7 protein-coding genes and 1 tRNA gene are annotated in these 17040 nt (G+C 68.2%); 3 read left to right on the top strand and 5 right to left on the bottom strand.

Translation table 11 applies throughout. The features are described from left to right. Positions 1-492 precede the first annotated feature (492 nt). The 3 genes from QSJ19_RS24425 to QSJ19_RS24435 all read right to left on the bottom strand — a co-directional run bounded on the left by QSJ19_RS24425 (position 493) and on the right by QSJ19_RS24435 (position 2129). Positions 493-566 (bottom strand) — tRNA-Leu (locus QSJ19_RS24425). Positions 567-765: 199 nt separating this feature from the next. Further along, entirely contained in the window at positions 766-1458 is a 693-nt protein-coding gene (locus QSJ19_RS24430; protein ID WP_286323643.1) for an MspA family porin, read from the bottom strand. An 11-nt stretch (positions 1459-1469) separates the two neighbouring features. Beyond that, entirely contained in the window at positions 1470-2129 is a 660-nt protein-coding gene (locus QSJ19_RS24435; protein ID WP_286323644.1) for an MspA family porin, read from the bottom strand. 397 nt (positions 2130-2526) lie between these two features. Here QSJ19_RS24435 and QSJ19_RS24440 point away from each other — a divergent pair, with 397 nt between their 5' ends. Further along, positions 2527-3273 carry a hypothetical protein gene (locus QSJ19_RS24440; protein ID WP_286323645.1) on the top strand — a complete coding sequence of 249 codons (747 nt, stop codon included), beginning with the start codon at positions 2527-2529 and terminating at the stop codon, positions 3271-3273. Between the two features lie 30 nt (positions 3274-3303). Here QSJ19_RS24440 and QSJ19_RS24445 read toward each other — a convergent pair whose 3' ends face one another. Together QSJ19_RS24445 and QSJ19_RS24450 are read right to left on the bottom strand one after the other, a co-directional pair. Next, positions 3304-5298, bottom strand: a complete 1995-nt coding sequence (locus tag QSJ19_RS24445) for a sigma factor-like helix-turn-helix DNA-binding protein (RefSeq protein WP_286323646.1) — start codon at positions 5296-5298, stop codon at positions 3304-3306. Between the two features lie 80 nt (positions 5299-5378). Next, a complete protein-coding gene (locus QSJ19_RS24450; protein WP_286323647.1) occupies positions 5379-6494 on the bottom strand; it encodes an isochorismate synthase in 1116 nt (371 codons plus the stop codon). A gap of 100 nt (positions 6495-6594) precedes the next feature. Between QSJ19_RS24450 and panD the strand changes: the two genes are divergently transcribed. Beyond that, the gene (gene panD, locus QSJ19_RS24455; protein WP_187584569.1) at positions 6595-7002 is read left to right on the top strand and encodes an aspartate 1-decarboxylase; all 408 of its coding nucleotides are present in this window, start codon (positions 6595-6597) and stop codon (positions 7000-7002) included. A 23-nt stretch (positions 7003-7025) separates the two neighbouring features. Further along, complete coding sequence (locus QSJ19_RS24460) at positions 7026-17015, top strand: non-ribosomal peptide synthetase (protein ID WP_286323648.1); 9990 nt, start codon at positions 7026-7028, stop codon at positions 17013-17015. Positions 17016-17040: the final 25 nt, after the last annotated feature.

A 17040-nucleotide genomic window follows, 5' to 3' on the forward strand; every position in this document is an offset into this window, starting at 1 on the left:
CTCACCGACCTCGACACCACGCCGCAGTCCGGGCACCGCGACGCCGCAGAGTCGGCGGTCACCACCTCCACCACCCGAGTCCAGACCTGCCGCCACACCGCAGCGACCTCGAGTCCTTCCAAACCCAACAACAACGACGACGCACCATCCAGATTTCCGGAGACCTGGGGCGTCTCACATCATCGACACGCCGGCCCGCTGACCAGGCATTGCCCGCTCGACCTCGAAGAGCCGGAATATCTCCATGCCTGCTGGCAGATGGTCCATTCGCAGGATCGCCCTGTATCACGGTGGCGCGTTCGTCGGTCGGGTCGGTGTACGTCGAACTGACGAACACCTGATATCGCTTCTCATCCGCCACTCACCAAGTGGTGTCAGCTGGGTCTGACGAACCGGGGTGTTGCTGTGCCGATTGGGTAGCACGGGGTGGCATCTCAGCCGTTCGGACGACGTGCTGGCAGAGGAAACGCCTGCTGAACAGGCATTTCACGGTGCCCCCAGTCGGACTCGAACCGACACTGGGCGGATTTTAAGTCCGCTGCCTCTGCCAATTGGGCTATAGGGGCGCGGTCAACAGCATGCCATGCGCACCGCAGGCGGCCGACGGGCGCCGAGGACCGGCCCGACACGGACACCGGGGCCCTGCGCTGTCCGCGCAGGGCCCCGGGCCTGTGAGAAGGTCAACCACATGGGGGACAGTCGATCCGCATGGGGAACTACCCCCGCGGATGTCAGCCGCCCATGTGCATGCGACAGGAGCGTCGATCAGCCCAGGCTGAACGGCTTTCCGTACAGCCAGACGACCTGTGTGGTGTGTTCGGTCTGGATCTGCACCTTGGCGTAGGACCGCGCCTGGGCGTAGCCCGCGCATCCGTTGATCATCATCGTTTCGTTGGTGTACGCCACGGCGCCCTCGCCGCCACGGAACTTCACCGCCGATTCATGTGCCCGCGAACCGAATGCATCCGCGTACTCGATGTCGTTGATGACGTAGTTGGCGGCCTGGCCCGGGCCCAGGGTGACGGCGGCGCCGGTCTGGGCGGTCCCGGTGATGGCGACCTCCTGGCCGGGGGAGCCGGCTCCGGGCTTCGCTGTCGACGTCGTGGACGATTTGCCGCCCAGGGTCAGCTGGCAGCCGACGACGTATCCCGAGCCGATACCGAACTTGGCCTTCTTGTCCGACGTCGTGACGTCGTACCGGCCGGAGACCCAGGCGTTGCGGTGCAGCGGAGTGCCGCCGAGCGACGGGTTGATCCGCGCGCGCTCGTTGGTGCGCTTGATGGTGATCGTCGACCCGTCGGCGAGCTTCTTGGTCACGGTCTGGTCGGGCAACCGCACGAAGGTGTCGGCGTGGGCGACGCCCTGATCCATCAGCGGGATCGCGGCCAGCACGCCGATCGTCAGCGCGCCGGCACGGCATACGTTACGCGAGAACCGGGTTCGGAGAATGTTGTTCATGTCGACCTCTGTCATCCGATGGAGAAGGGCTTGCCGTACAGGTTCACCTTCTGGTGCAGCTTGCCCGTCGTCTCGACGGTGCTGAAGGCGCGTGCCTGTGCGTAGCCGCCGCAGTTCTGGATGGCCAGCTGTGCGCGGTCGTAGCCGATGTTGTATGTGCCCGGCTTCTCGATGTCCTTGCGCGAGAGCTGCACGAACACAACCTGTCCCGCGGCGAGCGGAACCGAGAGGCTCGCCGTCGCCGACGGTGTCGCCGACAACGTGGCCGACAGGTCACCCGACAGCCCCTTGATGTCGACCTGGCAGCCGACGATGTAGCCCGTGGACAGGGTTGCCGCCGCACCGTTGGTCATGGTGCCGTTGCTCCCCGGCAGCTCGGACTCGCCGGCCGGGCCCGCGCTCGGACCTGCCTTGGCGGGCTTGAGCTTCGGCGCCTTGAGAGTGACGTTGCCGCTCACCCAGGCGGTGCGCGACGCGGGGTTCCCGGCCATCGACGCCGAAACCTGCGCGCTCTCCCCGCTGCGGCTGAGCGTGATGCCCTCCCCGTGGGCGGTACCTCCGGGTAGCCGGACGAAGGCGTCCGCTCCGGCCGAGCCGACTCCCGCAACCGCGGCCCCGATCGCGGCCGCGGTCACGCCCGCAACCCGAAAGGTCCTGTGTCTGTTCGTCATCCACTCCTCCTCGTTTCCGCGGCACCGAGCTTCCCGGGTCCCGACCTTGCCCGGAGCAGGAGTGATCGATGACGAGCCGGGCGCTCTGCCCTCAAGTATGAGTACCGTATGAGTAATAATCAGGAAAGTCTAATGTGGTGGCAATCACGCTTGAACGACTACGTCGGCCTCGTTTGTCACAGGAGGGGCCGCTACGAACGAGCGGTCCGTCGACCAACCGTCCCCCGGTGGGGTTGCGTCGGGATAGTGAGCTTAGGTAAAGATAGCCTTAGTAAACCGAGCGACACCCGCCGCGGTCAGGGGACCGGGGCGAAAATCGACGAGACGGACACCACCACCGCGGTGGTGTGAACGCGACGGGATGACAGTGACGCAGCTGGTAACACCATGCTCCTTGTTGAGCGACGCGCAGGACTGCTACGGATGCAGTCCCGCGGTGGCGATCGACGGTGACGCCGTCGACTTCGAACGGTTCGCCGAATGTGTCGAGTTCCTCGCCTACGACCTGATGGCGTGCGGTGTGACGAGGGGACGGCGGATCGGGCTCGGCATCCGATCGGGTTGGGTGTTCGTGCTGACCTGGCACGCCCTGGTCGCTATCGATACAGTCGTGGTCCCGGTCGACCTCTGCGACAGTTCCTCGATCGGGCGGGCCCGTGAGCTCGACCTCGACTTCCTGCTTGCCCACGAGGACCACAACGACATTCTCGAGGACGCGATCGACGGCCTGATCGACGACGAGACGTCGATCCCAGTCTTCCGGGTCGCCGACGAGTTCGCACTCGTCGACGTCAGTTCGCCGGAACCGGTGTCCTCCGGGGTGGTGGCGCCGGACGCCGACGGCTGCGGAGGCCTGGTGTCCGATCTGGACACGGGTCGCGTCGAGACGACCGAGCACCTGCTGGCCGAGGCGGACCGGCTCGGTCGCCGACTCGATCTGTGGCCTGGTGTGTCGGTGCAGCTCGGTGGTGCGCTCAACACACGCCGGACGATGCTGCTGATCATCGCGTGCGCGGCACGAGGCGCGTGCGCGTGTGTCGACGCGACGCCACCGATGGACCACGGTGCACAGGGACTGGAGATGGTCCCGGTGATCGATCGGCCGGGATGGCAGTTCGATGGCCCGCTGCTGTCGGTCGGCTGAGACCCGGGATTCCGGGTCTGGTTCAGGGGCTCAGGCGACCGCCGCGTCGACGAGATCGGCCAGCTCGGTCTCCTTGCGGCGACGGAGCGTCGCGACGATCTCTGCCGCATCCGCATCGGTGGGCAGCCACAGGGATTCGCGTAAGACGTCGAGCAGTGCACTGCGTGCGAGGCGAGACCGCCGGGGCCGTCCCAGGCGTGCCAGGATCTGCGCGGTCGGTGATCCGGTCGCCCGGACATCGGCGGGACGCACATCGAACGTCGTGTCGGTGAAGTCGAGGAAAACCGGATCCCCTTCGGCCAGATCGAGTTCGGTGAGGAACCGTTTGATGGTCCCCGACCGTGCCTGCACCGACACCCACATGAACGACTGCGGCCCGTGGCGCGTGGTCAGCTGGACGGGGGTACCGGGCGCGATGCCGACGATGCCGGCCAGCGCGGAGGGCACGTTGAACGCCGAACCCTTGAGGTGGGCCGCGGTCACCGTCGTGGACCAGTGGACGGTCTCGCCGTCCCGGTAGAGCCCGCGGGTGCGGGTGGGCGACTTCCGCGGCGTGAAGGGGCGGGTGCGCCGTGTCACGACGTCGTCGGTGGTGACGAAATCGCCTGCGCTGGCGTAGGCGCGGACGCTCGCCTCGGTGACGTCGTACGCGCTGGTGATCTCCTCGATGATGTCGGGGAGCCGCGCGCAACCACCGGCTTCGGTAAGGATGCGATCGATCTGGACGTGCACGGGTACGTAGGCGGCCAGACCCCAGCGGCGCAGCCCGTAGCTGCTGCGGTCCGTCTTGACGATCCTGTCGTCGGAGACCAGCGCGTTGCGCACCGACGACGGAGCACGCGGAAAATCGGTGAGGCCACCGATGATCTCGTCGAAGGTGCACGGGGTACCCGTCATCGACAGGAAGCCGGCGACCAGATCACCCGTCGACGCGGTCGAAGAGATCACGTGGTCGCCGAGAAACGAGTACCCGCTGCGCCGCAGCCATTGTCGTGCGGCTCCGACGGGCAGTCCCAGTCCGTCGGCCACCGAGGGGAGTGCGGCGACGTCCTCCGGACTCGCCACCGAGTCGACGGCGGCCTGGGTGATGGCGGCCGCATCCTTGAGCGAGCTCCGCACGATCCACTCGTCGACGGTGATCAGGTCCGGTGTGCCGATCGTCAGCAGATGCCAGATCGGAGTACCGAGTGAGGAGACCACCACTGCGAGAACAGGGAATTCCGCGGTGAGCGAATCGATGTCGACAACGGGATCGGCACGCCGCAGGACCTCGGCCTCGACGTCGCGCAGGCCGGGTGTGGAGTCGACCAACTCGCGCAGGCCACGCCGGAGATTCCGGTCGATCTGAGTGACCCGTTCGCGTGAGGTGCCCAGCATTCCGGCGAGTTCGGACTGCGTACGAGGGCGGGTCGCCAGGACGCGGTCGAACAGCACGAGCCGGTCGCGTTCGGTCAGTCCGGCGACGAACGAGCGTATGTCGTCCTCGTCGAACGGTTCTGGGCGTACCGTCTCGTCCGGGGTGTGCTCGCGGACGACCCCGGATCTCGCGACGAGCCGTGCGATCAGGTTGACGACGGTCACCGGACCGACCCCGGGGAAATGCAGCAGGTCCGCGACGGACAGTGTCATCAGTTCGGCGATGGTGACGACGCGTTCGGTCGCGAGCGCGTCGCGCGTCGAGCGTGGCAACGGAAGCGGCTCGGATCCTGCTTGCACGGCGGGGAAATCGTCGGTGAGCCGTCGTGCGGAGCGGTCCGCGACGTAACGTTCGGCGATGCGGTGGCAGAAGCGTTCCTGGTTGACGTCGGTCAGCGTCTCCGCCGGAGAGCTGCGTATCCATGCATTGACGACGATCTCGTCGTCGGCGAGGATTCCCGGACCGCGTCGATACTCGGACAGCCACGGCAGCAACTCGATCCAGGGCTGTTCGGACAGGTGCTGCCCGCGAAGCCGTTCGGCGAGCTCGCGGTCGTCGGGGACCATGGCGTCGTCGGAGGTCAGAACCTCGGACGAGGACGATGACATCGGTGGTGGCTTCCCTGACTGTTGAACACGACGATTCCAGAATAGCCTATCGCTGAACGCCCGCAGTTGCGATGAGTCGCTTATCCGGCGATGTCCAGTGCGGACAGAACGGTGCGGAACTTGGCCGAGGTTTCGGCGAGTTCGGCGGCGGGGTCGGACTCGGCAACGATTCCGCCGCCGGCCCAGGTGACGAGTTCGCGGCCGTCGGGCGCGAGGTCGGCGCATCGGATGCTCACCATCCACTCGCCGTCGCCGTTCGTGTCGCACCAGCCCACGGCGCCGGCATAGAACCCGCGGCCCCCCTCCACCGCCAGGATGTGATCGCGCGCCGCCGGGGTCGGCGTCCCGCAGATGGCGGGCGTCGGATGCGCCGCGGCCGCGAGGTCGAGGACGGTGGTCGCCGGATCCGCGACGTGCCCGCTGATCGCGGTGCCGAGATGCCACATCGTCGGCGTCGAGGTGAGTGACGGTTCGGCGGGGACCTCGAGATCCGCGCACAGGGGAGCCAGTGCCGCCGCCAGCGCATCGACCACGTAACCGTGTTCGCGACGGTCCTTGGCCGACGATGCGAGACGCCGCCCGTTCTCGGCGTCGGTGAGCGGATCGAGATCGCGCGGCAGGGAACCGGCGAGGGGATGGCAACTCACCACATCGCCCTGTTTGCGGACCAGGACCTCGGGACTCGAGCCGATGAGGTGGCGACCCTCGAACGATGGTCCGGCCGGCGAGAGGTCGGTGGCGAACGCGTTGCCGTCGTGGTCTCGGGCGCTGAGTCGTGCGGCAAAGTCCCATGGCGACAATGGTTCCGCCGATCGCACGTCCAGTCGGCGGGCCAACACGATCTTGGCGACGCCGTTGGCCGGATCGGCGATCGCGCGGACCGCGTCCTCGACGCGGCGGACATGTTGATCGGGTTCGGGGTGGAACGCGGTGACCTGCGCGCCGACCGTGACGTCGGGTGCGTCGTGGCGCCATCGTCCGGGGCGTCGGGTCAGTTCGACCGGGGCCGTGAGTGCGCACGGCTCGCGCGGGTCGAAGGGCAGCGCACCGACGATTCCCGGGATCCCGCCGGAACCGAGGTACTCGCGTGCGTCGTCGAGGCGATCGAATCGACTGCGGATTCCGGTGGCGATCACGTGTTCCTCCGGCCGGGACAGGAGGAACACCGGGTCGTGACGCGTCGCATGCTCACTCATGCCTTGAAATCTACCAAGTGTGGTTGTTCTACGATAGGCTTTGTTGCTTGTGAGTGGCGGCACCCCGAACCGCCCGAATCGACCGATACAGGGAGCTGAGATGCTGCGCACCGTTGTCAACGGAAAGATCCACCGAGCCACCGTGACCCAGGCCGACCTGCATTACGTCGGATCCATCACGATCGACGAGAACCTGATGCGAGCCGCCGATCTGGTGGAGGGCGAGCAGGTCCAGGTCGTCGACATCACCAACGGCGCCCGACTCGAGACCTATGTCATCACCGGTCCCGCCGACAGCGGCGTGATCTGCATCAACGGTGCGGCCGCGCACCTGGTCAACCCCGACGACCTGGTCATCATCATGTCGTTCCTGCAGCTCGACGAGACCGAACTCATCGCGCATCAGCCCAAGGTCGTGCACGTGAACGGCGACAACGCCATCGTCGCCCTGGGCAACGATCCGGCTCAGCCCGTGCCGGGAGCCACCGACCAGATGGCGTCGCGCTGAGCACATCGGCCACATCCACGGTGATGACATCCACGACACTCTCGACCGCTCGCCGCATCCGCGCCACCGACGCGCAGGCCGCGATGTGGTTCGGTCACCAGATGGTCGGCGACTCGGCCACATTCGTCGTCGCGCAGTCATGGGAACTGCGCGGAGCAATCGACGTCGACCTCCTGCGGGAGTCGTTGTCGGTGGCGCTGACCGAGGCCGAGGGCCTCTCGGTGACGTTCGGCGTGGACGCCGATGCCGTCACCCAGGAGTTGTCGGCCCGTGATGTCGGTGACGTCGGGTGTATATGGGTCATCGATGTCGCCGACCGGGCCGCCGCCACCGAGTGGATGGAGTGTGAGCGTCGTCGCCCGATCGACCCTGCGACCGGGCCTTGCTGCGCTGCAGCCATTCTGGACGTCGATCCCGATCACACCATCGTGTTCCTGCGTGCCCACCACATCGTCGCCGACGCCTACGGTCTGACCCTGCTGGGCAGACGCGCGGCGCAGGTGTACACGGCGCGGGTGGCGGGCGAGTCCGAGCCGGATCGCTGGTTCGGGTCCCTCGCCGGCGTCGTCGACGAGGACGAGACCTACCGGGCCTCACCGCGGTATCAGGCCGATGTCGAGTTCTGGGGGGCCCGCGCGCACGCGCCCGCCGACGTCGCATCGCTGAGCCCACACCCCGGCGCCGGAGCGGTCGCACGAACGGTGCGCTCGCACGCGGTGACCGTGGGCCCGGAGATCTCCGCCGCGGTGGCAGCCCGCGCGGCCGACAGTGGAACGACGTGGAGCGATGTGCTCACCGCCCTGATCGGGTCGTGGGTGGCATCGCGACGTTCGTCATCGGCGCAGACCCCGGTCACCGTCGGCTTCCCGATCATGAACCGATTCGGTTCTGCCGCACTGACCGTGCCCATGACCGCGGTCAACGTCGTGCCGATCCGACTGGGCCTCGGCGCAAGCACCACACCGCTGGCCGCCCTCGATGTGGTCCGTGACGCCATCGGAGAGGTCCGCAGCCACACGACCCTGCGTGGCGAGGACATCGCGCGGCTCGGTGAGAGTCTACGGCCGGCGGTGTGGATCAACATCAAGCCATTCGGTGACGAACTGCGCTTCGCTGACGTCACGGCAACCATCGGATCGTTGGCACGCGGGCCGGTGCAGGAGCTGACCGTCACCGGACGCCGTGTCACCGCCGACGGCGCCATCGAGCTGCAGTTCGATGCGGACGCCGACCGTTACGACGACGCGGAGCTCACGAGCCTGGTCGACAGCCTTGCTCATTTCATCTCCGTCGCAACGGAACCCGATCGCTGGCAGCGACCGATCGCCGCTCTGCCCGCCGCTCTGCCCGACGACGGAATCCATCGTGGAGGCCGCCACGACGACGCCGGGCCGCAGATCGACAACGGGCACCGAACGCTCGACGACCTGATCCTCACCGGGCGACGCCCGACCCTGCTCACTGCGAACCGCGCGATCCCCGCCGCCGAACTCGACGCCCGGGTGGCGCGACTGGCCCGGCTTCTCATCGATCGAGGCATCGGACCTGACGATCATGTGGTGGTCCTCCCGCCCCGGACCGACGATCTCGCCGTCGCCGTCCTCGCCGTGCTGGCGGCCGGAGGCGTGTGTGCACCCGTCGATCCGACCGCGCCCGACGCGCGACTGCGGACGATGCTCGAGGTCGCCGCTCCTCGGCTCGTCCTGACCTCGGCCGCGATCGCGGCCCGATCGATCGTCGCCGACGCCGTCCCGGTCGTCGCGTTCGACGACGACGACATCGCCGCGGAACTCACCGGTTTGCCCTCCGGCCGGGTGACCGACAGCGACCGGCGTGCCCGGCTGCGGTCGGGCCACGCCGCAGTCGCCATCTTCACCTCGGGCTCCACCGGGTACCCCAAGCTGGTCGCTGTGCCCCACTCGGCACTCACGAACCGACTGGTGTGGGCCGACCGGGAGTGGGACACAACGCTGTCCAGCGATGCCGAATGCGACGTCGCACCGCCCGACACCCGGATCGCCAAGTCCTCCATCGGATTCATCGACGGCATCACCGAACTCCTCGGCGCACTGCTCGCCGGTGCGCGCATCGTGATCGCCACCGATGACGAGATCGGCGACCCGTCACGACTGGCGGATCTCGCCGACGCATACGCCGCCACCGCACTCACAGCGGTCCCGTCCGTGGCCGCCGAGATGCTCGACGACCTGACCGGTCCCGGTCCCGATTCCGCTGCCGGCAGTACCGATCCGGAGGCCGGGGCCACCCCGCGCCTGCACACGATCCGGCGCTGGACCCTCAGCGGTGAGGACCTGCCCGCGCGTGTCGTCGAACGGGTGCGCGCGCTCGGGCCGTCGGCCATCATCAACTCGTACGGCTCCACCGAGGTCACCGGTGACGCCACCTACGCCGACCTCTCCGATCCCGCCTCGACGGTGAGCATCGGCACTCCGGTGGCCAACAGTGCGATTCGCGTGCTCGATCCGTGGATGCGGCCCGTCGACGACGGCGAGCCGGGCGAACTCCACATCGCGGGCGCGCAACTGGCTCGCGGGTATGTCGGCCGTGCCGATGAGACCGCGGCACGTTTTGTCGCCGACCCCTGGGCACAGCAGCCCGGCGACCGGCTCTACCGCACCGGTGACCGCGTGGTGCGCCGCGACGGCCGACTCGTCTACCTCGGCCGCACCGATCATCAGATCTCGTTGCGCGGCTTGCGGATCGACCCGGGCGAGATCGAGAGCGTGCTCGCAGGACTGGCCGGGGTCGCCGCCGTCGCCGTCGCCGCACGTGAACTCCTCGACGGCGAACCGATTCTGGTGGCGTACGTGACCCCCGCCGACACCGAACGGCCGCCGAGTCCCGGCGATCTGCGCGCGCACGCCGCCGAGCTCCTGCCGCGGCATCTCGTCCCGGCCGTCGTCGTTCTGCTCGACCGGCTGCCGGCGACACACAACGGCAAGCTTGACCGGACGGCATTGCCCGCGCCGGACGCCACGGACCACCTTTCCGATGACCAGGTCGACGACGACGTCCGACGTCTCTGTGACGCCTACGCCGACATCCTCGGCATTCCCGCCGTCGGACCGCACGACAGCTTCTTCGCCCTCGGCGGACATTCGCTGTCCGCGAACCGTCTCGTCGCCCGACTGGCCGCCCTCGGGATCCCGGCGACCATCCGGCAGATCTTCGACCATCCCGAGCCGATCGTCCTCGCCCGGGTCCTGGACGCGCCCTCGGCCACCGATCCGGCTCCGACCGCGATGGGCGACCTGGCCGACATCGAGGTGGGAGCCTGCGAGCCGGCGTCCTATGGGCAGCAGGCGCTCTGGCTGACCGAACAGATGGCCGACGACCGTTCCGCCTACCGCGTCGGCGCCGTCTTCGATGTCGACGGCACGATCGACGAGACGGCCCTGCGGCAGGCCGTGCGTGACCTGCTCGACCGGCACCCGGTGCTGCGCACCGTCTACCGATGGGACGGTACACAACTACAGCAACAGATCCTCGACGCCGCCGACGTCGACCACACGGACGTGTTCCGCGTGCAGACACCCCTCGGCGCTCCCGGACCGGACGGCGGCGTGGCCCGGTCCGTCCGCGAGTTCCTCACCGCACCGATGGATCTGTCCACCGACACGTCGCTGCGAGTGTTGCTCGTACGCAGCGGGTCCGGCGACATGCTCGTCGTCTCCGGACATCACATCGCGACCGATGAGGGCTCCTTCCCACTGGTCGTCGACGGGCTCGTCGACGCCTACCGTGCGCGTGCGGTAGGACGGGCCCCGGCATGGGCCGCGGGTGCGGTCACCTACACCCAGTTCGCACGTCGCCAGCGGGAGCTACTCGGTGAGCGGTCCGATCCGACCTCGCTGATCTCGCGCGATCTCGAGTTCTGGCGCAACCGCTTTGCCAATCGGCCGTCGGTGATCGAGCTGCCGCATACGACACCTCCCACGCCGGGCCGGACCTACTCGGTGGCCAGCCGACGCGTGCGGATACCGTCATCGATCGCCGGTGGACTCCGCGCATGGGGCAACGAACACACGGCGAGCCCGCTGATGGTGACCGAGCTGCTCGTCGCCATCGCACTGAAGGCGTACGGCGCCGGCGACGTCGTACCGCTCGGAAGCCCGGCGACACTCCGCGACGACGAGCGCCTCGCGCAGGTCGTCGGATTCTTCGTCAACACACTCGTCTTCACGGTCGATCTGTCGGATGCCATCGACGCCACCGACGCCTTGACGCGTGTCCGCGACGACAACCTCGAGGCGCTGACACATCGGGCCACCCCGTTCGAAACGGTCGTCGACACAGTGAGCGGCCCCGACGACATCGCGCGGAGAAGCGGGCGAAGCCCCCTGTTCCAGGTGATGGTGGCCTACCGTGACGCCGGTTCGCGCCGGGAGTTCGACGCCTGCCCGGTCATCCTGCGCCGTGTCGACCGGGCGGACCTCCTGGAGCGCGTCGGGATGATCCCGGATTCGGACACCGCGAAGTTCGAGCTGGTCTTCGGCGTCGAGGAGACCGCGGACGGGGAGTGGCTCCTCGGCGTCGACTACGCACGCGAACTGTTCGACTCCGCCACGATGGACGGACTCATGGAGACCGCGGCCGCGATCGGGGCGGCCATCGCGGTGGACCCGTCGACCACGGTCGCCGATCTCGCGGCGCTGTCGACGCGCGCGCTGACCGATACCGCCGAGCCGGTCGACGTCATCGCCGAGGCCGACCGCGAGGCCGGTGCGGATCTCGGCGCACAGATCGGCGAGATCCGGCTGCCCATCGACGAACCCGTACCCGTGTGGGCGATGCGCCGGGCATACCTGGCCTGTGCGCCCATCATCTTCGCCGCCGCGGACGCCGGCATGGCCGACACGCCCGCCCGGCGACAGGACCCGTTGGCGCCCGCACATGCCGAGCATGCCATGGCCGTCGCCGGCGGCTTCACCATCGCCGACGGCGACAGATCTGGTGACAGTCTGTGGCGCAAGGACATCGGGGTCGATTGCGTCGTCGACGCGAGCGGAATGGTCAGTGCCGGACGACTGTCGATGCGCTACGGCGACCCCGTCATGGTCGACACCACCGCACAGGTGCTCATGACGATCGCGACCGACCTGCAGATTGGCCAGGAAAGCACCCCGCCGCATCCGGCGCTGCCCGAGCCCTGCGAAGTGGCGCGCCCGTGGACCGAGATCGCCGACGACGATGCGCTCCTCGACGAGGACTTCTGGGTCGAGTTCATCGAGGACACCGCGGACGCGGACACCTTCCGTCTGCCCGGTGCGGATCCTTCCGGCGACACGACGGTCACGCGCACGGCCGAGGTGAGATGCCCCGTCCGCGAACGCTCGTCGGTGGACACGCTGCTGACGGCGCTCGCTGCGATGCTCGGAGATCAGGCGGGATTCGACGGGACGGACACGATCGTCATCGATCTCGAGACCTCGGCACGTGACACCGGCGTCGCCTGTGCGCCGGGCCGCCTGGTGCACAGATGCCCGATCGCGATCCCGACCGACCTCGACATCGGCGACCCGGATTCCGCGCACCGAGCGATCAGTGAACTCCGCGTATCTCCCGAACAGGCTCGGCAGTATCAGGTGCTGCGACACGAGATCGTGCACACCCGCGACATGTTCGACGAGACCGACGACGCCGAGATACTACTGCAGGTGTTCGACACCGACGTCGAGTGCGCCTCGGGCAGCACCGAACTCGGCCGGTACCGACTGGTCGTGACCGCGCACATCGGTGCGGACGACGACGGCGTGCGGCCGGTACGACTCTCGGCCACCTGCCCCGAGGGGATCGCGACGGCCTCGGTGGACCTCTCGGTCATGACCGAGACCCTGGCCCGGCTCGGCGTGGACACCGACGCCCGATTCCGCGCGCTGGTGCGCCAGGGTGCGGCGAACGCGATGACGTCGGCTCATCCCGCCCCGCTCGTCGAACTGCCCCCTGCCCACGCACACCGGATGATCGATCTGTTCGGGCAACCCGACGACGTGCTGCCGGTGACGCCGCTACAGGAAGGGCTGCTGTTCCACCTGCGGATGTCGGCGGAACAGGGTGTGCCGGATCTGTATGCCTCTCAGGCGAAGCTGCACCTGCGCGGTCCGGTCGACGTGGAGCGCATGAGGTCTGCCGTCGGGGAGTTGCTGCGCCGCCGCCCCAACCTGCGTGCCGGATTCCTGACCCACGCCGATGCCAGCGTCGCGGTGATCCCGCGGACAGCGGAGGTGCCGCTGCGGGTCGAGAACGCGACGGGCGACGATGTCGTGGCGATCCTGCGCGAGGAGCGGGCCCGCCCCTTCTCGGCGGAACGTCCACCGCTGATCCGGTTCCTGCTGGTCGAGGAGGACCGCGACTCCTGGGTCCTCGCGATCACCTTCGAGCACATCCTGATCGACGGCTGGTCCTACCAGTTGGTCCTGGGCGAGTTGCTGGCCCTCTACGACGACCCGACCGGCGCGGCCCTGGCGGCCCCGACCCCGTATCGCGACTACTGCACCTGGCTGTCGGCGCAAGACGTGCCGGCGGCGACGGCCGCCTGGGGGCGGTATCTGTCCGGGCTCACCGAACCGACGCTGTTGCGGCCGGACGCCGTCGACCGCGAGGCCGACCCGTCGGAGGCACGTGATCACCATCGCGATCTCTCCCGCGAGACGACCGACCGCGTGCGCGCCCTGGCACGCACGACCGGCACGACCGTGAGTACCGTGCTGCACGCGGCGTGGGGAATCACCCTGGCCCGCCTCACCGGATCGTCTGATGTGGTCTTCGGGACGACCGTCAGCGGGCGGCCTCCGGAGCTGCCGGGGTCGGAGGGGATCGTCGGACTCCTGTTCAACACGGTGCCCGTCCGGGTCGAGATGAACCCGTGGGAGAGCGTCACCGACCTGCTGGCCCGACAGCAGCACGCCCAGATCGACGTCGTCGACGCGCCCTTCCTCAGTCTGGTCGACATCACCCGCGAAACCGGGCTGCACCAGCTGTTCGACACGCTGTTCATCACCCAGAACCATCCCGCGACGGACACCGATCGCGGCTACGGACCCGATCCCGTCCAGGTGACCGACACCGTCCTCGACGACTCCACCCACTATCCCGTTTCCTTCGCGGCACATCCCGGCGAGACGATCCACCTGCGCTGCGCCTATCGCGCGGATCTGCTCGACGAGACCGAGATCGTCACCCTCACTGATCGGTTCGTGTCGGTTCTGCGGGAGATGGCGGCCGAACCGACGGCGAGTGTCGGTTCTCTCGACGTCATCACCGCGGCCGAGCGTGGTCAGGTCCTCACCACCTGGAACGACACCGCCCGAGAGGTCGCCGACGTCACCGTCGCCCACCTGTTCGACCAGCAGGTGGCCCGCACCCCCGAGGCGGTGGCGGTGGTGGCAGGCGAACGCCGCATGTCCTTCGCCGATCTCGGATCCGAGGTCAATGCCATGGCGCGGCTGCTGATCTCGAGAGGGGTGGGCGTGGAGAGCCGGGTGGCACTTCTGCTCCCGCGGGACGAGCGCATGGTCGTGTCGATGTTCGCGGTGTTCGCCGCCGGCGCTGCCTACGTGCCGGTCGATCCGGATCATCCGGTCGACCGGATCGCGTACATGCTCGATGTCGCCGAACCGGCTGTCGTGCTGACCACGTCGTCGCTGCGGCCGCTGCTCGACGAGACCGTGGTCGACGTGATCGAACTGGACGGCGACACCGAACGCGCCGCCCTGACCGCGATCTCCGACGGACCGCTGACTGCCGGCGAACGCGGCACGGTCCGTGCCGACAACCTGGCGTACGTCATCTTCACCTCGGGTTCCACCGGCCGTCCGAAGGGCGTGGCCGTCGGCTACCGCGGATTGACGAACATGTATGTCAACCATCAGGAGAAGATCTTCGATCGCGTCGTCGCCCACCAGGACGGTCGACGGCTCGCGATCGCGCACACGACGTCGTTCTCGTTCGACGCCTCCTGGGAACAGCTGTTCTGGCTGCTCACCGGGCATCACACGCACATCATCGACGAGGAGATGCGCAAGGAACCGCTCGATCTGCTCACCCACTACGACACGACCTCGATGGATGGATTCGATGCGACTCCGTCCTACATCGACGTACTCGTGGAGAACGGACTCCTGGATCGCGAGCGCCCGGCCGGATTGTCCACGGCCACCGACGGTACCGGCGTCGTGTTCGTGTCCCTGGGTGGCGAGGCCGTACCGGAAGCGTTGTGGCAGAAGCTGCGCGATGCACCCGGAGTCGAGTCCTACAACCTCTACGGGCCCACCGAGTACACCATCAACGCGCTCGGTGCCGACCTGGCCGACAGCCCGTTCCCGACTCTCGGCCAGCCGATCGCGAACACCCGGGCATACGTGCTCGATCGCGGGTTGCGGCCGGTGCCGCCGGGGGTGGTCGGCGAACTGTACCTCGCCGGTGCGGGCATCGCCCGTGGTTACCTCGGCCAATCGGCCAAGACCGCAGAGCGTTTCGTCGCCTGCCCGTGGGGACGGGAAGAACAGGACGGCGCCGGAGAGCGGATGTATCGCACCGGTGACCTGGTCCGCTGGAACGATCAGGGCGCCCTGGACTACCTTGGACGCAGCGACGATCAGGTCAAGATCCACGGGTACCGGATCGAACCCGGTGAGATCGCCGACGCGCTGGCGACACATCCGGGTGTCGCCCGTGCAGCGGTCGTCGCACGCACTGGGAGCACCGGGCAGGCACAGCTGCACGCATATGTCGTCCCGTCCGATCCGGCGTCGGGCACCGAAGCGGAGGACCTACGTTCTCACCTCCGGGACCGGTTGCCCGACTACATGATCCCGGCGGGGCTGGGTGAGGTGGTGTCCATCCCGCTCACGGTGAACGGGAAGGTCGACACCCGAGCACTCCCACCTCTCGATCTCGCCGACGAGCACCACGACCCGCCGGCCACCGACACCGAGCGGCAGATCGCCGACCTGGTCGCGGGTCTGGTGGGTCTCGAATCCGTGTCGGTCAGCTCCTCGGTGCGCGACGCCGGCGGCAATTCGTTGGTCGTGATGCGGCTCGTGTCGCGGCTGGCCGAGATCGACGGCGGAGAACGGATAACGGTCCGGGACCTGTTGTCCGGGGCCACCCTGCGGCAGATCGCCGAACGTATCGACGGCGGCGCACACAGGACGGCCGTGGATTCGTCGTCGGCCGACGGCCATCCGCTCGTCGTCGAGTTCGCCCCGTCGCGCAACGGTCGGGTACTGGTCTGTCCGCCAGAGGGATTCGGACTGGTGATCCCGTACGCATCGCTGTTGCCGCATCTTCCGGACGGATGGGGTCTGATCGCCCTGCGTGATCCGGCCCAGGCGGATACACCTGTTCCGTACCGCGACATCGCGGAGATGGCGTCGCAGTACGCCGACGCGCTCGAGGCCATCGGGGTCACCGGTCCGTCCGGCCCAGACCTGCTCGGCTGGTCCTACGGCGGCCACCTCGCCTTCGCGCTCGCGAAGGAACTCGCCGAGCGGGATCGCGCGGTGTCGTCGCTGACGATCGTCGACGCATATCCGGCGACTCCGCGTGCCGACGGTCCGATGACACCGGACGAGGCGGTCACCGAGACACTGCGCGGGATGCGCTCTGCGACCGGCGCATCCACCGACATCGGAGGCGCCGAACTGGTTCGGCGCATGCTGGGTCTGTCCGGGGGTCCGGCAGACGGCCGTGCCCTGGTGGGTGGGAATGACCCGGACGGTGACGAACACAATGAGATGTTCGACGCATACGCCCGATGTGAGCAGATGCTGTCGCACGGTACGGTCGGCGTGGTCGGGGTACCGGCGGTTCTCATCGCATCGACGACCTCCCGTACGACGGATCTGCCGTCGATCTCGCAGGCGTGGAGGGGCCACCTGCGTGACATTCGGAGCGTCGGCGAGTATCCGATCCCGCACGCCAGACTGCTCGACGGAGCGTCGGTGCGCGATTGGGTGTCGATCGTCGACGAGGTGTGGCGCCGCCCATGAGGACGCCCCCCGTGGCCAGGCGCCA

The organism is Gordonia sp. ABSL11-1 (assembly GCF_030315685.1).
Lineage (GTDB): Bacteria > Actinomycetota > Actinomycetes > Mycobacteriales > Mycobacteriaceae > Gordonia.